The organism is Kribbella sp. NPDC049584 (assembly GCF_040675555.1).
Taxonomy (GTDB): Bacteria; Actinomycetota; Actinomycetes; order Propionibacteriales; family Kribbellaceae; genus Kribbella.
In genome coordinates, this window is sequence record NZ_JBFAPF010000007.1 from 23,401 (window position 1) to 44,824 (window position 21,424).

Sequence of the window (21,424 nt, forward strand, 5' to 3'; positions counted from 1 at the left end):
GGGCGCGAGTCGTCGGATCGACGGCAGACGAAATGGGTGTGGTCAGCCGACTCGCCCCCTCTCGTCGGGTGTCCAGATGCTCACCAGTTGTCACTAGGACGTCCTAGTTCCGGAATCTAGCAAACAATCGGTTACCCGCCAGCAACTCGAACCACCCGAACTGTTAACGATTTACGCCGGACCGCCCACCTAGGATCGAATCCATGGTCGAGCGGCTCGGTTCATCGCAGTGGAGCGTCTCCGAGGCGCGCAGCATGGTCGCCCGGCTACGGCACGTCGCCGGCGACGGCCCGGAGTACGACGGCATTGAGCTGTTCACCGCGCTGTGTGCGTACCTCGATCAGCTGCACGGGAAGTCCGGCTTCGACTACGTCTATACCGGAGCCGAGCGGCAGGCACTCGCGGACGCGGTCCGGGAGGTCCGCGGGCCCAGCGGCGTCGGGGATCCGGAGAGTGACCGGCTGGTTCAGCCGGTCAACGCGGCGGTCACGCTCGTCGAAGGACGGGAGCTGATGACCTGGCTGGAGCACCAGAGCGGGTGGCAGCAGGACCTGGGCAAGGCGCTGCGCGCGCTGTACACCTATCTAGACCAATTATATGGCGGTCCGGGCGCCTTCAACGAGCTGCTGACCACCTTCGAACGCAGGCGGGTCGCGGCGCGATAACGGCACCGGCCTGCTGGCCCGAGTGGTACCTAGCTGCCATTACGGTAGGCGCGTGAGTCTCTCGTCCTCCACGCGAACCCCTTCCCAAGGCGCCCGGGCCGCGGGCCGATCGGCAGGTGGCCCGAACCGCCTCCCGAGCAGCCGGGAGCGGCGTCCGGCCCTGGCCGCGCTCGCGGTGATCCTGATCCTGCTCGGTGCCGCCGGGTCGGCGTTGATCGCACTGAACAGCGGCAACCGCTCCGACTTCGTGGCGATCTCCGCCGACAGCCTCCCGCCCGGGCACAAGCTCGAGGCGAAGGATCTCTCCCGCGGCGACCTGGCCGGTGCGACAGGTGGTCTGATCCCGTGGTCCCAGGCGAGCAAATACCTCGGCCGCTACACAACTACCTGGCTCTACAAGGACCAGTTCGTCACGCCGGAGAACTTCAGCAAGGACGGTCAGCAGCCGATCCCGTCCGGCGCGGCCCTGGTCGGCATCAGCCTGGAAGCCGGGCGCGCGCCGTCGGACGGGCTCGACGTCGGCGACATCGTCTCGATCACCCGGGTCCCCACGGCCAATCAGGACGGGACGTCGGCGTTGACGCTGGTCAAGGCGGCCATGGTGACCTCGAGCGCGGGTGCCATCACGGACTCCAAGACCAGCGCGAACAGCTCGCTGAACGTGACCGTGCTGATCCCGTCCGACCAGATCACCACGGTCGGCGCCGCGGCGGCGTCCAAGTCGCTGATGGTGGCGAAGCTGGCCCCGGGGACCAAGACCGACGTGGAGCGCAACGGCGGGGCGAACTGATGGCGTTGGTGGCATTCGCGAGCGCGAAGGGTTCACCCGGCGTCACCACCGCGAGTCTGGTCATCGGTGCGCTCTGGCCGCGGCAGGTGCTGCTGGCCGAGTGCGACCCGGCCGGCAGCGACGTGGCGATCCGGATGACCGGACCGGGTGGTTCGGCGCTCAACTCCGACCGCGGCCTCGTCAGCCTGGCCGCCGCGAGCCGCAAGGGCCTGGGCGACGAGGTGATCCTCGCGCACAGCCAGCAGCTCGACGGCGGTCTCGACGTACTGCTCGGTGTTCGTTCGCCGGAGCAGGTCGGCGGCATGGGTGGTCTGTGGCATCCGCTGGGCATCTCGTTCAACCAGATGCAGAACAGCGACGTACTGGCGGACTGTGGCCGGATCGGTGCGTCCTCGCCGCAACTGCCGGTCATCCAGTCCGCGCGGCTCGTCGTACTGGTCTGTACGGCGACCGGCTCGTCGGTCGCGCACTTGCGCGAGCGCCTGTCCACTCTGGCGCACCACGTCGACGCACAGCTCGGAGTGGTCGTCGTCGCCGACCCGAAGCGGCGCGACGGCGTCAAGCAGGTCTGGACCGTGCTGGACGCGATGTCCGTACCGGTGCGGCACCGCTGGCACCTGGCGTACGACCCGGCCGGTGCGGCGTTCTTCGACGGACGCGGCCACGGTCGTCTCGACAAGACCCCGCTGATCCGGTCCGCGACCGACATCACCGCGGAGATGGCATCCCTGGTGTCCGCACCGCCGCCGCAGGACTTCGACATGGCCAACGCGGCTTTCCCGTCGGGTGAATATCGATGAGCGCTGATCAGGAGCTGGTGCGCAAGCTGCGGGTGCAGGTTGCGGAGCGGCTGAACGAGCAGCGTCGCCGCGACCAGGTGAACGGCGTACCTCCGATGAGTGCGGAGGACGAGCGGGAGTACGCACGGTCTCTGATCGTGCAGGTGCTCGAGGACCATGCGCGGTACGAGCTGGCCGAGGGCCGGACGCCGCCGACCCCGGACGACGACGCGCAGATCGCCGGCGCGATCCACTCCGCGCTGTTCGGGGTCGGCCGGCTGCAGCCGCTGATCGACGACCCCGAGGTCGAGAACATCGACATCAACGGCTGCGACCAGGTCTTCGTGCAGTACGGCGACGGCCGCGAGGAGACGCCCGGTCCGGTGGCCGAGAGCGATGAGGAACTGGTCGAGCTGATCCAGGTGCTGGCCGCGCATGCGGGCCTGACCAGCCGCCCGTTCGACTCGGCCAACCCGCAGCTGGACCTGCGGCTGCCCGACGGCTCCCGGTTGTCCGCGGTGATGGGCGTGACGTCGCGGCCGGCGGTCTCGATCCGGCGCGCGCGACTCGGCAAGGTGTTCCTGCGCGACCTGGTGCAGAACGGCACGATGACCGATGACATCGCCTCGTTCCTGCGGGCCGCGGTCGCGGCGCGGAAGAACATCATGATCGCGGGCGCGACGAACTCCGGGAAGACCACTCTGCTGCGCGCGCTGGCCAACGAGATCCCGCCGCACGAGCGCCTGATCACGGTCGAGCGCTCGCTCGAGCTCGGGCTGGGGGAGTTCAAGGACCTGCACCCGAACGTGGTCGCGTTCGAGGAACGGCTGCCGAACTCCGAGGGCGTCGGCGAGGTCACGATGGCCGATCTGGTCCGCCGCTCGCTGCGGATGAACCCCTCGAGGGTCATCGTGGGTGAGGTGCTGGGCGACGAGATCGTGACGATGCTGAACGCGATGAGCCAGGGTAACGACGGCTCGCTGTCGACGATCCACTCGAACAGCTCGATGGAGGTGTTCAACCGGATCAGCACCTACGCGATCCAGGCGATGGAGCGGCTGCCGATGGACGCCACCCAGATGCTGATCGCCGGTGCGCTCGACTTCGTCGTGTTCGTCCGCAAGCACAACGACTACACCCGCGGCGGCGGCCTCAGCCGGTACATCGAGAGCATCCGCGAGGTGACCGGCTGGGACGGCCGGGTGCTGTCCGGCGAGGTGTTCGCCCCCGGACCGGACGGTCGGGCCGCAGCGCACGCTCCGATCGCCTGCATGGACGAACTCGAGCACTTCGGGTACCAGCCGCTCGTGCACGGAACGTGGGCGTGAGGCGATGAGCAACCAGACTCTGCTTGCGCTGCTGTGTGGGGCGGTGGTCGGCGGCGCGGTGCTGCTGCTGATCGTCGCGATCCGCGGCACCGAGCCGAAGGACGAGACGCCGTCCCTGTTCCGCAACCGCGGCGCCGGCAGCCGGCGGAACCTGATCCGCCTCGGCGCCGGCATCGCGGTAGGCCTGGTCGTGCTGGTGGTGACCCGCTGGCTGGTACTCGCGATCGCGCTCGGTCTGCTGGCCGGTATGGCGGACCGCTTCTTCGGCGGCACCGGTGAGGAACGTCGCGCGATCGACCGGCTGGACGCCCTGGCCACGTGGACCGAAGCCCTGCGCGACACGATCGCCGGCGCGGTCGGTCTGGAGCAGGCGATCCCGGCAACCGCGGTCAACGCGGCGCCCGCGGTCAAGCCCAGCCTCAACCTGCTCGTCGACAGGCTGCGCATCCGCGAACCGTTGCCGTCGGCCCTTATGCGGTTCGCCGACGACCTGAACGACCCGTCCGCCGACCTGATCGTCGCGGCCCTGGTGCTCAACGCCCGGCTCCGCGGACCCGGTCTGCGGGAGGTGCTGAGCGCGCTGGCGGACTCGGCGCGCGAGGAGCTCGACGTACGGCGGAAGGTCGCGGCGGAACGGCGATCCACCCGGCGCAGCGTGCAGGTGGTCGTCGCGATCACGCTGATCATGGCGGCGGGCCTGGTGTTGTTCAATCCGACGTACATGGCGCCGTACCGCAGCTTCATCGGGCAGGCAGTGCTGACCGTTGTGATCGGCCTGTACGCGCTCGGTCTGCTGTGGCTGCGGCGACTGGCCAAGATCGAGGTGCCGGAGCGGTTCCTGATCGGCATGAGCGCCGACGGCCGGCTGAGCCGGCCCGGTGACGACCGGATGGAAACGGTGAGCGGATGACCTGGGCCTTCATCACCGGCGGCCTGGCCGGCCTCGGCGTGTACGTCGCGATCCGGATCTTCATCAAGCCGCGGACCAACGTGCTGTCGACGATCGCGCGGATCGACGCCGGGCGCGGCGGGTACACGAGTGGCGCAACGGCGAGCGCGGCCGGCGAGCGCGTGCTCGGCGGCGTCGACCGGGCCCGGGAGACGCTGGGCCGACGGCTCGAGGCCGAGGCGAACGCGCGCGGCTGGGCGTTCGGCAAGCTCCGCCGCGACCTCGCGGTGATGAACCAGCCGTTCGCCGCGATGCTCGCCACCAAGGTGTTCTTCGCACTCGGCGCGCTGATCCTGATCCCGATCGTGCTGTTCCTGTTCTCCGCGATCGGGTTCGCCGCACCGGGCGCGGCGCCGGCGATCGTGACGCTGGCGTTCGTGGTGCTGGCGTTCTTCCTGCCCGACCTGGCCTTGCGGCAGGAGGCGGAGAAGCGGCGCCGCGACTTCCGGCATGTGGTCGGCAGCTTCCTCGACCTGGTCGCGATGAACCTGGCCGGCGGCCGCGGCCTGCCCGAGGCGCTGATGACCGCGTCGACGATCGGCGAGCACTGGGCGATGGCCCGGATCCGGCAGGCGCTCGCGAACGCGCGACTGATCGGGATCACGCCCTGGGACGCGATGGCACTGCTGGGCGAGGACCTCGGTGTCGAGGAGCTGCGGGACCTCGCGTCGGCGCTGGCGCTGGCGGGCGACGAGGGCGCGAAGATCCGCTCGTCGCTGCTCGCGCGGGCGGCATCGCTGCGGCGCAAGGAGCTGGCGGACGTGGAAGGTAAGGCGGGTGAGCGCTCTCAGTCGATGCTGGTTGCGCAGCTGGTCATGATCTCGGCATTCTTCCTGTTCCTGGCCTTCCCGGCCGGAGTGGCCATCCTCGGAAGTTAGGGAAAACAGTGACCAGGGCACGGGATCCGCGAGGCGGCGTAGCCCGTCGTACAGGGCATACTGAGGCCTCCTTCGGCCTCACGATCTGGAAGGCAATCGGATGACCTCGGAGTTGATGTTCTGGCGGACCATGGCCCGCTACGCGCTCGCACGGGCGCAGGCCCAGCGGGCCCGGGCGCGACAGGGGCACACCGAGTTGGGCGCCTCCGCACTCGAGTGGGCGATCATCTCGGGGATCCTGGTCGTCGCCGCACTGGCGATCGGCGTAGTGGTCAAGCGCGTCATCAGCAAGCACACCGCCGATATCGATACGGGCAGCTGACGGTCGCAGGTATGCGTTCGGGCCGGCTGAAGTTGCGGCGCAGACGGTCGGAGCGAGGAGTCAGCACACTCGAGCTGGCCATCCTCGCGCCGGCGATCCTGACGCTGATCTTCCTGTCCATCCAGACGGCGCTGTGGCTGTACGGGCGTTCGGTCGCACTGAACGCCGCGGAAGAGGGTGTGTCCCGGCTCCGGCTGGTGCAGCCGACCGTCTACACCACCGCGGTGGGGGAGAAGGTGCGGTCGGACATCCAGTCGTACGCGGCACAGCTCGGCGGTACGACGTTGCAGCACACCGAGGTCCCGTTCCCGGCGTACAACAGCCCGGAAGGCTCGGTCTCGTTCACCGTCACCGGGGACACCGTCTCGCTGGTCCCCGGACTGAAACTGAAGGTGAGCCGGACCGCCACCGGCCAGATCGAACAGTTCCAAGCCGACAAGTGAGCGTGAGGATGAAACTGGGGACGCGCGGGCAGCACAGGCAGCGCGGCACGATGGCGCTGGAGATGGTGATCCTCGCGCCGGTGCTGCTCCTGCTGTTCATGTTCCTGCTCGCCTGCGGGCGGTACTTCCAGACGTCGTCGCTGCTGGAGAGCGCGGCGCGGGACGGAGCCCGCAGCGCCAGCCAGGCGCGGTCGTTGCCCGAGGCCCAGACCCGGGTGGACGAGGCCGTGAGTACGACGATGGGCCAGGCGATCAAGTCCTGCAAGGATTCCGCGTCCGGCTCGATCACCACCGGGTTCGTAGCCGGGTCGCCGTTGTCGGTCGAGGTCACCTGCACGATCAACTATCGCGATCTGGGGCTGCTCGGACTCGGCGGCGACACCACGATCACCAAACGCTTCACCTCGTCCCTCGACCCGTACCGGGGGGTGCGCGGTGACGGCTCCTGAACGGCACCGTTCGCGGGTGGTCGAGTTCTTCCGGATCGATGCCCCTGGCAACCATCGGCTGTTCTCCCGCGGCGCGCTGAGTCCCGCGGTCGCGATCCTCGCGGTGATGATCTTCACGCTGGCCGGCCTGGTGATCGACGGCGGGCGTCAGCTCGGCGCACGGTCCCGCGCGGTCGGGTACGCCCAGGAGGCCGCTCGCGTCGGCGCCGCGGCGATCCAGCTGAACGTCGCCGAGGCGAAGATCGACACCACGAAGGCGGCCACCGCGATCTCCGGGTTCTGCGCGCAGGTGCGCAACAACGACCCGGCCGTCACCTCCTGCGGTCCGACCACGCTGACCGACAAAGAGGTCGACATCCAGGTCGACATCGCCAACAAGACCACGTTCCTCGGCCTGATCGGCAAGACGTCGTTGAAGGCGAGCGGCACCGGTCAGGCGCACGCCGAGCAAGGTATCGAGAAGGCCGACGAGAGCCCGACGATCCCGCCGATCTCGGTGTACCCGACCACCGACGGCCCCGGCGCGCCGACCTCCATCGCCCACCCGCCGACGATCGACCTGCCCTGCCCGACCTGGACCGTCGGCTCACCGACCCCGACCTGGACCCTGTCGCCGTTCCCGTTCCCCGCCACCTGCTCGCCGAACGTCACGCCGCCCCCGGACACCAACTCCTCACCGCCGCCGTCCCGCGATCCGTCCGAACCCCCGTCCACTACGGAGCCGCCGTCAACGACCAAGCCGCCCGGCCGCTAGAGACCAAAGGATTGCCTCCCGTGCGTAGGTTCACCCTCCCCGCCTTGCTGGCCGCCGTCCTGCTGCTGAGTGCCTGCAGCAAGAACTCCAACGACGGCACCCTCCCGGTCCCCGCCGGCGGCTCCGACCCGAGCTCGCCCTCGACCACACCGTCCACCGAGCCCAGCACCACTACCCCGACCCAGCCCGCCACCACCACCAAGCCGACCACGGCACCCAAAGCACAAATCATCATCAAGGCCGGGAACTTCGCCTCCAACCCCGCCGTCCAAGGCCTCGTGACCAGCTACCCGCTGTACTTCCAGGCGCTGGTGTCGAAGGACGACACGGTCCTGCGGAAGAAGTTCCCGTCGTACTTCTACTCAGACGTGTCGCAAGGCATCTACGACGCCCAGCGCAATGGCTGGATCATGAAGCCCCCGGGCAGCGTGGTCATCGTCGGCGCGAAGCGCACGGCCGACGGCACGGTCGCGGTGCAGACGTGCCGTTCGCAGCGGACGCAGTACTGGGACCCGAAGGCGAAGCAGTGGACGGTGGTGACGCCGAACGGCTCGCCCGAGGTGATCGAGATGATCCAGACCGGCATCGGCTGGCTGCCGTACCGGTTGGCTACACCGAAAGGCGTGAACTGTGCGCGCGTGCACTATCCGGCCTAGATCGGAACCCGTGAATTCACATTCCGAATAGGTGACGGGGCATTGAGCAACGGGCATGATGCACCTGGTCGAAGATAACCTGCCGAAGAGCTGTCGAATCTGGGGAGTGAGGATGCAGAACCGAGTGGGCCGCGGACTGCTGGTCCTGAGCGCCGTCCTCGCACTACTCATGGCCGGCCCGGTCACCACGGCGTCCGCGGAGACGATCCAAACAGGCACCTCGGTCTGCAGCATGTACGTCAACTCGATCGGCTTCGGCGCGTACTGCAGCAACGGCTCGGCCTACATCCCGACCGGAAACAGCACGCCCCCACCCACCTGGCGGGAGCGACTCGGCGGCAAGCCGTTCATCCCATGCCGTGACTTCGACATCCCGGACGGCATCCGGCTGCCGAAGGCACCGGAGGGAAAGAAGTGGGTGATGCGGATCACGATCACCGACTACAACCTCGACACTTACGACGGTGGCGACAACGCGCATCTGGAGCGCGCATATGTCCCGGTCGGTCCGGTGGAGGAGGCGCAGTGCCCGTTCCCGAACTACATGGAGCCCTTCTGGCACCAGTTCAGGAGCAGCTATCCACCCCCGGCGCTGGTGGTCATGCCGACGTTCACGCCTCGGGTCAACGTGCCGGCCTTCTTCTCGCTGACGGCGGACAGCTCGAAGGTAGAGGCCGACCCGAAGAAGGATCCCGGCAAGTACAGCGGGTACATCGACCCGACGCACAACTTGACCATGCGCGGCCTGGTCGTCGAGATGACGATCGATCCGGGGGACGGGACCAAGCCGTTCAAGTGCGCGATGGGTGTGACTCCGGAGGACGATCCGGACGGGTATGACGAAACCCAGGATCCGTTCCATCAGATCAACACGTGCAAGCACACATACAAGCGATCCAGTGCGAACCAGCCCGATGACATGTACACCGTGAAGCTGACGATCACGTGGGAAGTGTCGTACTGGGTCGGTAAGGGCCAAGGCGGCTGGCAGCCGATCGGGCAGGCGAACGTGACGGCGGTCCAGCGGCTTCCGGTTCAGGAAGCGCAGGCCATTGGTGGTTGATGGTGGGGGTATGGAGGAGCGATGGTAAGGACGAATGAGCCGGTGCGTGCGGCGCGGTTGCCGCAGCGGCGGGTGGGGAGTCCGGGCGCGGACCGGTTGAAGGGGTTCGTCGCGCTGCTCGCGATTCTGGCGATCGTCGGCGGTGTGCCGTACATCTTGCTGCGGTTCTTCGGGACTCCGTGGCCGGACAAGATGCCGACCAGCAGCATGCTGCTCGACGAGCTGAGCATCCGCACCGTCCTCGGCATCATCGCGTTCGTCATCTGGGTCGCCTGGCTGCACTTCGTCATCTGCCTGATCGCGGAAGCCGTCGCGGAGATCCGCGGCCACGGCCTGTCTCCACATATCCCGTTCGGCGGCGGTTCGCAGACGATCGCCCGCCGGTTGATCGGCACCGTCGTACTGATCGCCGCCGGCGCGGGCGTCAGCCTGCCGGTCGCGAGCGCCGTCACCACTTCCGGCCCGGCCGCGCCGACCTCGGTGTCGGCACGGCACGGGAGCGAGCAGAGCTCGACGTCGCAGTTCCGTCAGACCGAGGCGGCCAGCAAGATCCTCGCGGGCAACCAGAAGACGACGACCGGCGTACGGACGAACCACGACCATCAGGGTCAGGTCATCAAGTACACCGAGGTCCGTCCGCCGCAGGGACGCAACTACGACTGCCTGTGGGACATCGCCGAGCGGTACCTGGGCGAGGGTCGCCGGTACAAGGAGATCTACGACCTCAACAAGAACAAGCTTCAGCCCGACGGTCGCCGGCTGACCAACCCCGATCTGATCATGCCGGGCTGGCAGGTGCGACTGCCGAGCGACGCCAAGGGTCCGGGTGTGCACACGGTGCGCGTCAGCATCGACGACCGCACGGGCAAGACCACGGTCAGCACGAAGACCACGACCGAGACCCGCACGGCCGTCAAGCCCACGGTCAAGGCGAAGACCGAGACCAAGGCCGGCGGCAAGACCGAGACGAAGACCAGCAGCCCGACCCGGTACTCCGAGCAGGGCATCGAGCCGGGTTCGTCGATCGTCATCGGCACCAGCCAGAGCGACCCGGGCGCGAAGAACGTCAAGCCGGGGGAGCCGAGCGTCTCCGTCGAGCCGCACGTTCCGGGGACGGGGCAGGCTGGGAAGGGCGAGCCCGCCGGTGGCGGTGTGCAGGTGCCCGAGGCGACGCCGGTCGCGACCGACGACGGCGGCATCAACCTGCAGCAGGCCGGTATCTACGGCTTCGGTGCTGCGTTGCTCGCGGCGGGCCTGGCGCTGGCGCTGAAGCGGCGCCGCGGCTGGGCGCAGGGTCCCGGCCCGAAGGCTGCGGGTCACCGTCAGACCGAGGTAAGCCTGCGGCTCGCGTCGGATGTCCCGACCGCGCAGTTCGTGGACAACGCGCTGCGCAAGCTCGGCGCGGACATGACGCAGCTGCAGCGGCCGATGCCGAAGGTGGTCGCCGCGCTGGTGACCGACCGGGCGCTGACGCTGGTGCTCGACCCGTACGAGACTCAGCCCGAGCCGCCCGGTCCGTGGCAGGCGATTGCCGAAGGCACCCGTTGGACGCTGCGCCGGGCGTACGGTCCGAGCGGCGAGGTGAACGCGCCCGCGCCGTACCCGACGCTGGTCACGGTCGGCCAGAACGCCGATGGCGCCACGGTGCTGATCGACCTCGACACTGCGAACGGGATCGTCTCGTTCGGCGGCGTGACCAATGCGTCTCGCGACGTGGTCGGTTCGCTCGCTGTTGAGCTGGCGACCAACCTGTGGTCCGAGGGCGCCCACATCAGCATGGTCGGGTTCGGCGACGACCTGTCGTCGCTGGCGCCGTCGCGGCTGAGCTACTGGATCCGTCTCGACGACGCGATAAGCGAGGTTGCCCGGCGTACCGAGGCGCAGGTGCAGGCGTGCCAGCGGCGGAACGTCGACTCGGTCGCGAACGCCCGGATGACGCACCCGGACGCGGCGTTGTGGGGCTCGGAGATCATCTTCGTGTCCGCGCCGCCGTCGCCGGAGGAGCAGGACCAGCTGAACCGGCTCGCCGCGGACGCCCAGCGCAGCATCGCGGTCGTCGTGGTCGGCGACGTGATCGACTCGCCGTGGCGCTTCGTCGTGGACGAGAAGAACCAGGCCGTCTGCCGGCTGCTCGGTCTCGAGGTCGACGCGCACAGCGTCAACCCGGAGCAGTTCGCCGACCTGGTCGCGCTGTTCGACGCGGCCGAGGTGGATGCGCGCGACAAGCGGCGCGCGGAGCAGGACATGCCGGCGTACGAGTTCTCGACCACCGATCTCAGCCAGCCGGCTCCGGTCGAGGTCGACCTGCTCGGTCCGGTCGAGGTCGACGCCCGCGGTGTCATCGACGAGGGCCGAGTCTCGCTGTCGACGGAGATCATCGCGTTCCTCGCGAGCCAGGACTACGGCGTACACCCGAACGTGCTCGCCGGTGCGATCTGGCCGCGCGGCATCAGCGAGGAGCTGCGTGACGCCGCGCTGGAGCACACTCGCCGGTGGGTGGGGGTGGACGCCATGTACGCCGACGAGTCGGGCCGCTGGATGCTGAACCGCAGCGTCGTGCGGGTCGACTGGGACGTGTTCCGGACCCTGGCGAAGCAGGCGACGATGGTGGACGACCCGCGTGGTCCGCTGTCGACGGCGCTGAGCCTGGTCCACGGTCCCGCCTGGTCGAACCTGCCCGGCGGCCGCTACTCGTGGCTCGCCGCGTCGGGGATCGAGCGCCGGATGGCCGAGGCTGTCGTCGACGCCGCACTGCGGCTCGCCGAGGCGTCCCTCAGCCACAACGACGGCAACCTGGCCCGCACGGCCCTCCAGACCGGCCTGAGCTTCTCGCCGGCCTCGGAAGAACTGTGGCGAGCCACGCTCCGCCTCGCGTCCCACTTCGGTACGACGGCCGACGTCACCAACGTCGCCGGCCAGATGTACGCCGCCCTCGCCAAACACGGCGCCCCCCGCGGCCCGGAAGCCGAGACCGACGCCCTCGTCGACGAACTCCTCCCCGGCTACCACCGCCCCGCCAAGGTCGCCTGACCCGCAGCAACCGAAGCAGCAAACAAGAACCGCCCCGCAGCACTGACTGCGGGGCGGTTCTGCTTGGCCGGTCAGAGGGGGTTGGCGGACCAGGTGTCGCAGGCGGTCATGTCGCCGGAGTCCATGCCCTTCTGGAACCACTTCATGCGCTGGGCGGCGGTGCCGTGGCTGAAGGACTCCGGGGTCACCTGGCCCTGGGTCTTCTGCTGGATGCGGTCGTCGCCGACGGAGGCGGCGGCGTCGAGGCCGCGGGCGATGTCGTCGTCGGAGAGTTCGGTGATGAGCGGCTGGCCGCTCTTGTTCGGGACCGTGGTGGCGTGGTTGGTCCAGATGCCGGCCAGGCAGTCGGCCTGGAGTTCGGAGCGGACCGAGTCCGAGGTCGGGCCGTTGCGGGTCTTGATCCGGTCGAGGATGCCGTACAGGTTCTGGATGTGGTGCCCGTACTCGTGCGCGATCACGTACGCCTCGGCGAACTCGCCGCCACGCGCGCCGAGGTCCGTCTGCAGCGTCTCGAAGAACCCGAGGTCCAGGTACACCCGCATGTCAGGCGGGCAGTAGAACGGGCCGACGGCGCTGGTCGCCGGGCCGCAGCCGGTGTTCACCGAGCCGTCGAAGACCCGCATCGGCGCGCGGGTGTACTTCTTTCCGCGCCGAGGCAGTTCCGCGGCCCAGAAGCTCTCGATCGAGTTCTGGTAGAAGACGAACCGGCAGTTCGAGTTCGACTGCAGGTCGGTGCCCTTCTTGCAGGAGCTCAGGTTGCCGGGTGCCGTGTTCTGCGCGGCGGGTTGGTCGCTGCCACCTCCGCCTGGCAGGCCGCCGGTCAGCAACAGGATCACGACCAGCAGGATGATGCCGCCGATGCCGCCGCCGACCGGGATCACCCCGCCGGGCAGGCCGCCACCGCGTCCGCCGCCACTGCCGCGGGTGTCCTCGACGCCACTGGTGTCGAGATCCGCATCCGGATTGAATTTCACGCCACATACACTAGACCTGAGAGCGGGGGATTTCGGCGTGCCGCGACACCGCCGTGGCCCGCCTCGTCAGCCCGTAGCCCAGCGTAAGGACGCCTGCGAACCCCGATGATCACTGTCTCCAATCTCGAGGTTCGCGTCGGTGCCCGGCAGTTGCTGGCGCCTGCTTCGTTCCGGGTCGGCCCCGGCGACAAGGTCGGGCTGGTCGGCCGCAACGGCGCCGGCAAGACGACCCTGACCAAGATCCTGGCCGGCGAAGGCCTGCCGGCGAGCGGTTCGGTGACCAGGTCGGGCGAGATCGGCTACCTGCCGCAGGACCCGCGGACGGGCGACCTCGAAGTACTGGCCCGGGACCGGATCCTGGCCGCGCGCGGGCTGGACGACGTCGTACGCCGCCTGCGCAGCGCGGAGAAGTCGATGGCCAGCGCCGACGAGAAGACCCGCGCCAAGGGCATGCGCCGGTACGAGCGCGCCGAGGCCGACCTGCACGCCGCCGGCGGGTACGCCGCGGAGTCCGAGGCGGCCCGGATCGCGGCCAACCTCGGCCTGCCGGACCGCGTCCTCGGCCAGCCGTTGGCGACCCTGTCCGGTGGTCAGCGCCGCCGCGTCGAGCTGGCCCGGATCCTGTTCGCGCAGGCCGAGACGCTGCTCCTGGACGAGCCGACCAACCACCTGGACGCCGACTCGATCATCTGGCTGCGCGACTTCCTCAAGTCGTACGCCGGTGCCGTGATCATGATCAGCCACGACGTGAACCTGCTCGAGGAGACCGTCAACCGCGTCTTCCACCTGGACGCGAACCGGGCCGAGATCGACGTCTACAACGTCGGCTGGAAGGCGTACCTGACCCAGCGCGAGACCGACGAGCGCCGCCGCAAGCGCGAGCGCGCGAACACGGAGAAGAAGGCCACCCAGCTGGTCGACCAGGCGAACAAGATGCGGGCGAAGGCGACCAAGGCGGCCGCCGCCCAGCAGATGCTGCGCCGCGCCGAGCGGATGATGTCCTCGCTGGAGGACGAGCGCCAGGCGGACCGGGTCGCGAAGATCGCGTTCCCGACCCCGGCCCCGTGCGGGAAGACGCCGCTGATGGCGCGCGAGCTGTCGAAGTCGTACGGCTCGCTGGAGATCTTCACCGACGTCGACCTCGCGATCGACAAGGGCTCGCGTGTCGTCGTCCTCGGGCTGAACGGCGCCGGTAAGACCACCCTGCTGCGGATCCTCGGCGGGATCGAGAAGGCCGACACCGGCGAGATCATCGACGGACACGGCCTCAAGCTCGGGTACTACGCCCAGGAGCACGAGACCCTCGACGTCAACCGGACCGTGCTGGAGAACATGAAGTCCGCCGCCCCGGACCTGAACGAGACGCAGGCCCGCAGCGTGCTCGGCTCGTTCCTGTTCACCGGCGACGACTCGGACAAGCCGGCCAGCGTGCTGTCCGGCGGCGAGAAGACCCGGCTCGCCCTCGCGACCCTGGTCGTCTCGGCGGCGAACGTGCTGCTCCTCGACGAGCCGACCAACAACCTCGACCCGGCCTCCCGGGCCGAGGTGCTGAACGCGATCCGCTCGTACACCGGCGCGATCGTCCTGGTCACCCACGACGAGGGCGCTGTCGAGGCCCTCGAGCCGGAGCGCGTCGTACTGCTCCCGGACGGCGTCGAGGACCTCTGGTCGAACGACTACGCCGACCTGGTCTCGCTCGCCTGATTACTCCGGAGTAATATCCGGTGGCATGACGGATCTCGGACTGCGGTTCTCGGTGGACGGCCCGGTGGCGCGCGTGGTGCTGGACCGGCCGGAGGTGCGCAACGCGCAGACCCCGGCGATGTGGAGTGCCCTGGCCGACTTCGGTACGTCGTTGCCGCCCGAGGTCCGCGTTGTCGTGGTGTCGGGGGAGGGGCCGTCGTTCTCGGCCGGCCTCGACCGGCGCCTCATCATGGGCGAGAACGACCTCGGCCAGGAGCCCTTGCTCACCCTCGGCGCGAAGCCGACCGCCGAGGTGTACGAGCTGATCGCCGGCTTCCAGGCAGGATTCTCGTGGTTGCGCCGCCCGGAGATCATCAGCATCGCCGCCCTCCAGGGCCACGCGGTCGGCGCGGGGTTCCAGCTCGCGCTGGCGTGCGATCTGCGAGTCGTCACCCCGGACGCCCGCTTCAGCATGCGCGAGCCGTCGCTCGGCCTGGTCCCGGACCTCGGTGGCACGCAGCCGCTGGTCCAGCTGGTCGGCTACTCGCGGGCGCTCGAGATCTGCGCGACCGGTCGCTGGGTCGAGGCGGCAGAGGCCAAGGAGCTCGGGCTGGCCAACATCGTCGTACCGGCTGAGGAGCTGGAGGCGACCGTGAAGGATCTGTCCGACGCGGTGCTCGGCCCGCTGCCCGGAGCGATCCGCGAGACCAAGGCGTTGCTCCTCGGTGCCGCGGACCGCTCGTACGACGACCAGCTCAAGGCGGAGCGGGAAGCTCAGGAGCGTCGACTCAAGGAGCTCCTCGCCGCGCTGCAGGGCTAGTGCCAGTTGCTGACGAGTACGTCGTTCGGCGCGGGCTCGCCCTTGCCGGTCTCGACGTACTGCTTGAGGCTCATCAGGAACGTGGCCCACTTGGTGCTGCAGTGGTACATGAACTCGACGGGCTCGCGCCATCCCTCTTGCTTGAAGAGCACGATCGTGTACTCGTCGGTCTGTGAGAGCTCGAAGCTGACGTGGGTGCCGATCCATTCGTCGGGTCCGCCAACGACCTCCCAGCGGACGAGCTTGCCGGGTGTGGTTTCGAGGACCTTCATGTCGAAGCCGTCCCCGCCGGCGGTGGCGAAGCGGAACTCGATGACGTCGTCGACGTCGCCTTTGGTGTCCTCGGTCCACCAGCCGGCGAGTCCGTCGATCGTGGTCAGTGCTGCGAACACGTCCTCCGGCGACGCGATGATTCCGACTCGGTGCAAGATGTCGTACATGGTTGTGCCTCTCAGTTGTTGTCTCGGGTTTTCTGGATCGCCTCGGCGATCCGCCTGATGCGCTGCAGCCGCCGGTCCCAGGCGTCGGTGACGTCGGTCAGCTGGTTGATCGCGCGGGCGAGCTGCGACTCGTCCACGGTGTAGCGACGTTCGCGTCCGGACGGTGTGGAGTGCACCAGACCGGCTCGCTCGAGTACGACGAGGTGCTTGGCAACCGCCTGGCGCGTGACGGGCAGCTGGTCGCTGAGGCTGGTCGACGTACCGCCGCCGTCGGCGAGCAGCAGGTCGAGCATCCGTCGCCGGGTGGGGTCACCGATCGCCGACCAGAGCTCGTCGTCGATCACAGCCGGTTCGCCAACCCTTCGGCGTACGGCGTGATGCGCGGGATGAAGTAGTCCCAGCCGCTGGTGTGGTCCGCGAGCAGGTCGTCGGACTTGTCGGCGTCGTCGTACCCGGTCTCGGCGAACCGGAGCAGCGTGCCGCCGTCGGCCGGGATCAGGTCGAACGTGACCAGCACCGAGTTCTCCGCGGTGGCGGGCTCGTCGGTGTAGGCCCAGCGGAAGGAGAAGCGCCGCGGCGGGTCGGCCTCGACGACCGTCAGCGGCTCGACCATCTTGCCGTTGTCCTGCCGGAAGGTGACCGTGCCGGTGGCGCCGGGCTTCGGGTCGAGGTCCACCTCGTCCGGCCACCAGGCGCACAGGTGCTCCGGCGAGCTGACCACCTCGTACACCACCTCGGGGGTAGCCTCCACCCGAATCTCCCGCTCGATGCTCCTGGCCATTGCCCTCATCCTTTCGCAACCTTTTGTTGCACATGACTGTAGACGACGATCGTGTGATGTGCAACCAATGGTTGCGGGAAGTCTCGAGCGGCGGGAAGTGTTAGAAGATCTATCCAGAGGGAGGGGACTGAATGTCGTCACCGATGATGCGGCCCGGCATGGGCGCGATGGGCTGGCGCCGGCAGGACGCGTCGGTGGCCGGGCAGAAGCTGGCGAAGGGCACGCTGCCGCGGATCGCGCGGTTCGCGAAGCCGTACCGCTGGCACATCGCCGCGTTCCTGCTGCTGGTGATCGTGTCCGCGGTGCTGGTGATCGCGTCGCCGCTGCTGTTCAAGAAGATCGTCGACGACGGGATCACGAAGGGCAACGCCCGCCTGGTGACCGCGCTGGCCCTGGTGGTCGCCGTACTCGCGGTCTTCGAGGCGCTGCTCGGTCTGATCCAGCGCTGGTTCTCGGCGCGGATCGGGGAGGGGCTGATCTTCGACCTGCGGACGAGGGTGTTCTCGCACGTCCAGCGGATGCCGATCGCGTTCTTCACCCGCACGCAGACCGGCGCGCTGGTCTCCCGACTCAACAACGACGTGATCGGCGCGCAGCAGGCCTTCACCTCCACGCTGTCCGGCGTGGTCTCGAACGTGATCAGCCTGATCCTGGTGGTCGGCGCGATGCTCGCGCTGAGCTGGCAGTTGACCGTGGTCGCGATCCTGATGCTGCCGATCTTCCTGATCCCGGCGCGGGTCCTCGGCCGTCGGCTGGCCGCCATGACGCGCGAGCAGATGAACCTGAACGCCGAGATGTCCACCGCGATGACGGAGCGGTTCAGCGTCGGCGGCGCGCTGCTCGTCACGCTGTTCGGCAAGCCGCACCTGGAGACCGAGGACTTCGGCGAACGCGCCGGCCGCGTCCGCGACCTGGGCATCCGGATCGCGATGCTCGGGCGGGTGTTCTTCACGGCGCTGACCTTGGTCGCCGCGCTGGCGACGGCCTTGGTGTACGGCGTGGGCGGCAACCTCGCCGTGCGGCAGACCCTGACCGTCGGAACACTGCTCGCACTCGTCGCGCTGCTCGGCCGGCTCTATGGGCCGCTGACCGCGCTGTCCAACATTCGGGTCGACGTGATGACCGCGCTGATCTCGTTCGAGCGGGTCTTCGAGGTGCTCGATCTCGAGCCGATGATCAAGGACGCGCCGGACGCCGTCGACCTGCCCGAGGACGCGGCGAGCGTCGAGTTCGAGCATGTGGCGTTTGCTTATCCGACCGCGGAGCAGGTGTCATTGGCCAGCCTCGAGGCTGTCGCCGTACTGGACAAGCGCGTCTCGGCCCAGGTCCTCGAAGACATCAGCTTCGCCATCCGCCCCGGCCAGATGATCGCACTCGTCGGCCCGTCCGGCGCAGGCAAGACCACCATCACCAACCTGGTGGCCCGTTTGTACGACGTGAGCGGGGGAGCGGTCCGCGTCGGCGGCAAGGACGTTCGCGAGGTCACGCTGCAGTCGTTGCACGACACGATCGGGTACGTCACGCAGGACGCCCACATGTTCCACGACACGATCCGCGCCAATCTGCTGTACGCCAAGCCGGACGCCACCGAGGACGAGATGGTTGCCGCGCTGACCGCCGCGCAGATCTGGGATCTCGTCTCCGGCCTGCCGGATGGGCTCGACACGGTCGTCGGCGATCGTGGTCACCGGCTATCCGGTGGCGAGCGGCAACGACTCGCGATCGCCAGGTTGTTGCTGAAGGCCCCGAAGATCGTCGTACTCGACGAAGCGACCGCACACCTCGACTCCGAGTCCGAGGTCGCGGTGCAGCGGGCGCTCGACACGGCACTGGAAGGGCGTACGTCGCTGGTCATCGCGCACCGGTTGTCGACCGTGCGGAACGCCGACCTGATCCTGGTCGTTGACCATGGCAACATCGTCGAGCGCGGCACGCACGAGCAGTTGCTCGCGGCAGGTGGCGAGTACGCTGATCTCTACCACACGCAATTCGCAGAATCCGGTGCAGTATCTGGTACCGCGGCAGGTGTCTGATGATCAAGCTGGCGCTCGTTCTCGCAGCGGGGTACGCGGGTTTCAAGGTCGCGTACCACTCCGAGGACGGCCGCCACTACGGCCGCACGGGTGAGCGTGCGGTCAGGACGACGCTGTCATTGCTGATCGCGAGTCTCGCCGGCGGCGTCACCTACGCGGCCCTGCTGTCGCACTGACGCAGCCTTCTGCGTGTCGTGCTCGAGCAGATGCAGGACGGGTACGCCGAGATGCCGGCGCGCCGAGGTGGTCCAGTCGAGGTGGAAGAACTCTGCCACGATGTGCGGGCGGGTCAGGATGATGACCTCCTGTCCCTGGGCCTGCTTCACGGTCGCGATCAGGGCGTCGATCGGCCGCTCGTGCGAGATCCCGCCTTCGGCGTGCTGCCCGAGGTCGCGGAGCCGCTGGACGCTGCGTCCGCTGCAGCCCTTGGCCTCGGTGTCGATCGCCTTCTGCGCCTCGGCGAGGTCCTCACGCTGGCCGGCGAGCCCCGGGCCGTAGAGGTCCGCGGTACCGAGTGCGCTGATCGAGGCCTCGACGCCAGCCTCGGCGTTGTGGCACGGCACGAGCACGTGGTACATCACCGGCTCCGGCATATCGTTGTGTAGTTCGACGACGCGTTTCGCGTCGGGCTCGGACAGTTCCTGTTCGACGAGCAGTACGACGTCGTACATCGCAAACCTCCGATGCTTACCAGTCGGTATACCCCCATAGTGCCCCGAACCGGTCCGAAAGTATTCAACTGGATCGTTGCAGTCTCCGGCGTCCGTACGTCCGCAGCGCGCGGAGCAGATCCACCTCGCGGAACGCGGGCCAGTACAGGTCGCAGAACTCGATCTCCGAGCGAGTTGCCTGCCACAACAGGAAGTCCGACATCCGCAACTCCCCGCTGGTCCGGATGACCAGATCCGGATCGGGGAGCCCGGGGACGTAGAGGTGCCGGCCGATCTCGTCCTCGCTCAGCCTGTCTGCGACATCGGCCAGTGTGCGCCCCTCGACGGCGGCCTGGTCGAGCATCGACCGTACGGCGTCGACGAGCTCGAGCCTGCCGCTGTAGCCGATGGCAATCGTCAGGTCGCCGGCGTCACCACGATCCTGACTGAGCTCGACGGCCTCCTTCAGCGCCCGAGTCGTTGAGTCAGGCAACAAGTCCAGCTGGCCCGCGATATGCAGCCGCCAGCGATGGTCCCGCCGGACGTGATCCGCGAGGACGGTCTCGGTCAGCTCCATCAGGTAGTCGACCTCGCCCGAGTCCCGCTTGCGCAGGTTGTCGGCCGACGCAACCCAGGCAGTCACGCACCGGATGCCGGCGTCCGCACTCCACTGCAGGAACTGCTCGAGGTGTTTGGCGCCGAAGCGGTGACCGATCCGCACGTCGTCGTACCCCGCGCCACGCGCCCAGCGGCGGTTGCCGTCCATCACGATCGCAACGTGCTGCGGCTTCGGCAATCCCGCGAGCTGGCGGCGGAGGCGGGCGCTGTAGAGGCGGTACAGGCTGCGCATCATCAGCGTTGCGCGCTCGAGAGCACGTCGGCCAGGTCGAACTTCACCGGCTCCTCCAGCTGCTCGTACGTACAGGACTCCGGCGTGCGGTCCGGGCGCCAGCGGACGAACTGGGCGGTGTGCCGGAAGCGGATGCCTTCCATGTGGTCGTACCGGACCTCGACGACGAGCTCGGGCCGCAGGGGCACGAAGGACAGGTCCTTGCCGGCCTGCCAGCGACTGCCTTCGGCGTTGCGCGGCGTACGGACGCCTTCCTCCTGTTTCGCCCACGCCCACGGGTGCTCGTCGAAGGTCGTGACGAGCGGTTGCATCTCCTGGAACAGCTCCTTGCGCCGCTCGAGCGGGAACGCGCCGATCACCCCGACGCTCGCGAGCGTGCCGTCCTCGTTGTACAGCCCGAGGAGCAGCGAGCCGATCCGGTCCTCGCCGCTCTTGTGCACGCGGTAGCCCGCGACGACGCAGTCCGCCGTACGCTCCGGCTTGATCTTGAACATCGTCCGTTTGTCCGGGATGTAGGTGCCGTCGAGCGGCTTTGCGATCAGCCCGTCCAGCCCCGCGCCCTCGAACTGCTCGAACCACTGCGCGGCGGTGTCGTGGTCGGCGGTCGCGGGGGTTACGTGGATCGGCGCCTTCACGCCGGCGAGCGCGTCGATCAGCGCCGTACGACGTTCGGCGAACGGTCGCTCCATGTAATCGTCGTCACCGAGCGCGAGCAGATCGAACGCGACGAATCGCGCCGGTGTCTTCTCGGACAGCATGTTCACACGGCTCGCGGCCGGGTGGATGCGCTGCTGCAGCATCTCGAAGTCAAGCCGGTCGCCGGACTCGCCGATCACGATGATCTCGCCGTCGATCGCACAGCGCTCGGGGAGATTCGCCTTCACCGCCTCGACGAGCTCGGGGAAGTACCGCGTCATCGGCTTCTCGTTCCGGCTGCCGATCTCCACCTCGTCGCCGTCGCGGAAGATGATCGACCGGAACCCGTCCCACTTGGGCTCGTAGCTCATGTCGCCGCGCGGGATCTCCTTCACCGGCTTGGCGAGCATCGGTTTGACCGGCGGCATGACAGGCAGTCGCATTCCTGCAT

The 21,424-nt window shown here is 68.5% G+C and carries 24 protein-coding genes; 17 read left to right on the forward strand and 7 right to left on the reverse strand.

Translation table 11 applies throughout. From position 1 onward, the window contains the following. Window positions 1-203: 203 nt before the first annotated feature. The 13 genes from AB0J62_RS23440 (at window position 204) to AB0J62_RS23500 (ending at window position 12,106) form a co-directional block, all read left to right on the forward strand. Complete coding sequence (locus AB0J62_RS23440; protein WP_363874777.1) at window positions 204-665, forward strand: hypothetical protein; 462 nt, start codon at window positions 204-206, stop codon at window positions 663-665. A 52-nt stretch (window positions 666-717) separates the two neighbouring features. After that, window positions 718-1,455 (forward strand): hypothetical protein, encoded by a 738-nt coding sequence (locus AB0J62_RS23445; protein WP_363874780.1) that lies wholly within the window; start codon window positions 718-720, stop codon window positions 1,453-1,455. After that, window positions 1,455-2,255, forward strand: a complete 801-nt coding sequence (locus AB0J62_RS23450) for a hypothetical protein (RefSeq protein ID WP_363874783.1) — start codon at window positions 1,455-1,457, stop codon at window positions 2,253-2,255. The genes AB0J62_RS23445 and AB0J62_RS23450 overlap by 1 nt, the downstream gene beginning before the upstream one ends. Beyond that, entirely contained in the window at window positions 2,252-3,562 is a 1,311-nt protein-coding gene (locus AB0J62_RS23455) for an ATPase, T2SS/T4P/T4SS family (protein ID WP_363874786.1), read from the forward strand. The genes AB0J62_RS23450 and AB0J62_RS23455 overlap by 4 nt, the downstream gene beginning before the upstream one ends. Before the next feature lie 4 nt (window positions 3,563-3,566). Further along, window positions 3,567-4,472: a type II secretion system F family protein gene (locus AB0J62_RS23460; protein WP_363874789.1), complete on the forward strand. Its 906-nt coding sequence runs from the start codon at window positions 3,567-3,569 to the stop codon at window positions 4,470-4,472. Next, window positions 4,469-5,389 carry a type II secretion system F family protein gene (locus tag AB0J62_RS23465; RefSeq protein WP_134099202.1) on the forward strand — a complete coding sequence of 307 codons (921 nt, stop codon included), beginning with the start codon at window positions 4,469-4,471 and terminating at the stop codon, window positions 5,387-5,389. Before AB0J62_RS23460 ends, AB0J62_RS23465 begins: the two co-directional genes overlap by 4 nt. A 100-nt stretch (window positions 5,390-5,489) precedes the next feature. Further along, entirely contained in the window at window positions 5,490-5,711 is a 222-nt protein-coding gene (locus AB0J62_RS23470) for a hypothetical protein (RefSeq protein WP_137254948.1), read from the forward strand. 11 nt (window positions 5,712-5,722) lie between these two features. Continuing rightward, a complete protein-coding gene (locus tag AB0J62_RS23475; protein ID WP_363874794.1) occupies window positions 5,723-6,154 on the forward strand; it encodes a TadE/TadG family type IV pilus assembly protein in 432 nt (143 codons plus the stop codon). Window positions 6,155-6,162: 8 nt separating this feature from the next. Next, the gene (locus AB0J62_RS23480; RefSeq protein WP_363874797.1) at window positions 6,163-6,603 is read left to right on the forward strand and encodes a TadE family protein; all 441 of its coding nucleotides are present in this window, start codon (window positions 6,163-6,165) and stop codon (window positions 6,601-6,603) included. Next, a complete protein-coding gene (locus AB0J62_RS23485) occupies window positions 6,590-7,357 on the forward strand; it encodes a Tad domain-containing protein (protein WP_363874800.1) in 768 nt (255 codons plus the stop codon). The genes AB0J62_RS23480 and AB0J62_RS23485 overlap by 14 nt, the downstream gene beginning before the upstream one ends. 20 nt (window positions 7,358-7,377) lie before the next feature. Continuing rightward, window positions 7,378-8,013 (forward strand): hypothetical protein, encoded by a 636-nt coding sequence (locus AB0J62_RS23490; RefSeq protein WP_363874803.1) that lies wholly within the window; start codon window positions 7,378-7,380, stop codon window positions 8,011-8,013. Window positions 8,014-8,125: 112 nt separating this feature from the next. Beyond that, the gene (locus AB0J62_RS23495; RefSeq protein ID WP_363874806.1) at window positions 8,126-9,076 is read left to right on the forward strand and encodes a hypothetical protein; all 951 of its coding nucleotides are present in this window, start codon (window positions 8,126-8,128) and stop codon (window positions 9,074-9,076) included. A 21-nt stretch (window positions 9,077-9,097) separates the two neighbouring features. Next, window positions 9,098-12,106: a hypothetical protein gene (locus AB0J62_RS23500; protein ID WP_363874809.1), complete on the forward strand. Its 3,009-nt coding sequence runs from the start codon at window positions 9,098-9,100 to the stop codon at window positions 12,104-12,106. A gap of 71 nt (window positions 12,107-12,177) precedes the next feature. Here the strand turns inward: AB0J62_RS23500 and AB0J62_RS23505 are convergent, their stop codons facing one another. Further along, on the reverse strand, window positions 12,178-13,080 hold the full coding sequence (locus AB0J62_RS23505) for a neutral zinc metallopeptidase (protein WP_363874812.1): 903 nt from the start codon (window positions 13,078-13,080) through the stop codon (window positions 12,178-12,180). 105 nt (window positions 13,081-13,185) lie between these two features. Here AB0J62_RS23505 and AB0J62_RS23510 point away from each other — a divergent pair, with 105 nt between their 5' ends. Beyond that, a complete protein-coding gene (locus tag AB0J62_RS23510; protein ID WP_363874815.1) occupies window positions 13,186-14,784 on the forward strand; it encodes an ABC-F family ATP-binding cassette domain-containing protein in 1,599 nt (532 codons plus the stop codon). Between the two features lie 25 nt (window positions 14,785-14,809). After that, window positions 14,810-15,583: an enoyl-CoA hydratase/isomerase family protein gene (locus AB0J62_RS23515; protein WP_363874818.1), complete on the forward strand. Its 774-nt coding sequence runs from the start codon at window positions 14,810-14,812 to the stop codon at window positions 15,581-15,583. On the opposite strand, the gene AB0J62_RS23520 is transcribed toward AB0J62_RS23515, so the two are convergent. From AB0J62_RS23520 to AB0J62_RS23530, 3 genes are read right to left on the reverse strand one after another with little or no spacing between them, the layout of a single operon-like run. After that, on the reverse strand, window positions 15,580-16,023 hold the full coding sequence (locus AB0J62_RS23520) for an SRPBCC domain-containing protein (protein ID WP_363874821.1): 444 nt from the start codon (window positions 16,021-16,023) through the stop codon (window positions 15,580-15,582). The genes AB0J62_RS23515 and AB0J62_RS23520 overlap by 4 nt on opposite strands. Window positions 16,024-16,034: 11 nt before the next feature. Next, window positions 16,035-16,367: a metalloregulator ArsR/SmtB family transcription factor gene (locus AB0J62_RS23525; protein ID WP_363874825.1), complete on the reverse strand. Its 333-nt coding sequence runs from the start codon at window positions 16,365-16,367 to the stop codon at window positions 16,035-16,037. Next, window positions 16,364-16,804: an SRPBCC domain-containing protein gene (locus AB0J62_RS23530; RefSeq protein ID WP_363874828.1), complete on the reverse strand. Its 441-nt coding sequence runs from the start codon at window positions 16,802-16,804 to the stop codon at window positions 16,364-16,366. The genes AB0J62_RS23525 and AB0J62_RS23530 overlap by 4 nt, the downstream gene beginning before the upstream one ends. A gap of 131 nt (window positions 16,805-16,935) precedes the next feature. Between AB0J62_RS23530 and AB0J62_RS23535 the strand changes: the two genes are divergently transcribed. Continuing rightward, window positions 16,936-18,837: an ABC transporter ATP-binding protein gene (locus AB0J62_RS23535; RefSeq protein WP_363874831.1), complete on the forward strand. Its 1,902-nt coding sequence runs from the start codon at window positions 16,936-16,938 to the stop codon at window positions 18,835-18,837. Next, window positions 18,837-19,013: a hypothetical protein gene (locus tag AB0J62_RS23540; protein ID WP_363874834.1), complete on the forward strand. Its 177-nt coding sequence runs from the start codon at window positions 18,837-18,839 to the stop codon at window positions 19,011-19,013. The genes AB0J62_RS23535 and AB0J62_RS23540 overlap by 1 nt, the downstream gene beginning before the upstream one ends. On the opposite strand, the gene AB0J62_RS23545 is transcribed toward AB0J62_RS23540, so the two are convergent. From AB0J62_RS23545 to AB0J62_RS23555, 3 genes are all read right to left on the reverse strand, one after another. Beyond that, entirely contained in the window at window positions 18,954-19,508 is a 555-nt protein-coding gene (locus AB0J62_RS23545; protein ID WP_363874837.1) for a hypothetical protein, read from the reverse strand. The two genes, AB0J62_RS23540 and AB0J62_RS23545, sit on opposite strands and share 60 nt — an antisense overlap. 64 nt (window positions 19,509-19,572) lie before the next feature. Further along, entirely contained in the window at window positions 19,573-20,340 is a 768-nt protein-coding gene (gene uppS / locus AB0J62_RS23550; RefSeq protein ID WP_363874840.1) for a polyprenyl diphosphate synthase, read from the reverse strand. Continuing rightward, complete coding sequence (locus AB0J62_RS23555; RefSeq protein ID WP_363874843.1) at window positions 20,340-21,416, reverse strand: ATP-dependent DNA ligase; 1,077 nt, start codon at window positions 21,414-21,416, stop codon at window positions 20,340-20,342. Before AB0J62_RS23555 ends, uppS begins: the two co-directional genes overlap by 1 nt. Between the last annotated feature and the right edge of the window lie 8 nt (window positions 21,417-21,424).

Excerpts from the sequence above, each read along its gene's own strand:
- AB0J62_RS23440 (WP_363874777.1), top strand. The coding sequence starts at position 204 with ATGGTCGAGCGGCTCGGTTCATCGCAGTGGAGCGTCTCCGAGGCGCGC.
- AB0J62_RS23450 (WP_363874783.1), top strand. The coding sequence starts at position 1,455 with ATGGCGTTGGTGGCATTCGCGAGCGCGAAGGGTTCACCCGGCGTCACC.
- AB0J62_RS23455 (WP_363874786.1), top strand. The coding sequence starts at position 2,252 with ATGAGCGCTGATCAGGAGCTGGTGCGCAAGCTGCGGGTGCAGGTTGCG.
- AB0J62_RS23460 (WP_363874789.1), top strand. The coding sequence starts at position 3,567 with ATGAGCAACCAGACTCTGCTTGCGCTGCTGTGTGGGGCGGTGGTCGGC.
- AB0J62_RS23465 (WP_134099202.1), top strand. The coding sequence starts at position 4,469 with ATGACCTGGGCCTTCATCACCGGCGGCCTGGCCGGCCTCGGCGTGTAC.
- AB0J62_RS23470 (WP_137254948.1), top strand. The coding sequence starts at position 5,490 with ATGACCTCGGAGTTGATGTTCTGGCGGACCATGGCCCGCTACGCGCTC.
- AB0J62_RS23475 (WP_363874794.1), top strand. The coding sequence starts at position 5,723 with ATGCGTTCGGGCCGGCTGAAGTTGCGGCGCAGACGGTCGGAGCGAGGA.
- AB0J62_RS23480 (WP_363874797.1), top strand. The coding sequence starts at position 6,163 with ATGAAACTGGGGACGCGCGGGCAGCACAGGCAGCGCGGCACGATGGCG.
- AB0J62_RS23495 (WP_363874806.1), top strand. The coding sequence starts at position 8,126 with ATGCAGAACCGAGTGGGCCGCGGACTGCTGGTCCTGAGCGCCGTCCTC.
- AB0J62_RS23500 (WP_363874809.1), top strand. The coding sequence starts at position 9,098 with ATGGTAAGGACGAATGAGCCGGTGCGTGCGGCGCGGTTGCCGCAGCGG.
- AB0J62_RS23510 (WP_363874815.1), top strand. The coding sequence starts at position 13,186 with ATGATCACTGTCTCCAATCTCGAGGTTCGCGTCGGTGCCCGGCAGTTG.
- AB0J62_RS23515 (WP_363874818.1), top strand. The coding sequence starts at position 14,810 with ATGACGGATCTCGGACTGCGGTTCTCGGTGGACGGCCCGGTGGCGCGC.
- AB0J62_RS23520 (WP_363874821.1), bottom strand. The coding sequence starts at position 16,023 with ATGTACGACATCTTGCACCGAGTCGGAATCATCGCGTCGCCGGAGGAC.
- AB0J62_RS23530 (WP_363874828.1), bottom strand. The coding sequence starts at position 16,804 with ATGGCCAGGAGCATCGAGCGGGAGATTCGGGTGGAGGCTACCCCCGAG.
- AB0J62_RS23535 (WP_363874831.1), top strand. The coding sequence starts at position 16,936 with ATGTCGTCACCGATGATGCGGCCCGGCATGGGCGCGATGGGCTGGCGC.
- AB0J62_RS23540 (WP_363874834.1), top strand. The coding sequence starts at position 18,837 with ATGATCAAGCTGGCGCTCGTTCTCGCAGCGGGGTACGCGGGTTTCAAG.
- AB0J62_RS23545 (WP_363874837.1), bottom strand. The coding sequence starts at position 19,508 with ATGTACGACGTCGTACTGCTCGTCGAACAGGAACTGTCCGAGCCCGAC.
- uppS (WP_363874840.1), bottom strand. The coding sequence starts at position 20,340 with ATGATGCGCAGCCTGTACCGCCTCTACAGCGCCCGCCTCCGCCGCCAG.
- AB0J62_RS23555 (WP_363874843.1), bottom strand. The coding sequence starts at position 21,416 with ATGCGACTGCCTGTCATGCCGCCGGTCAAACCGATGCTCGCCAAGCCG.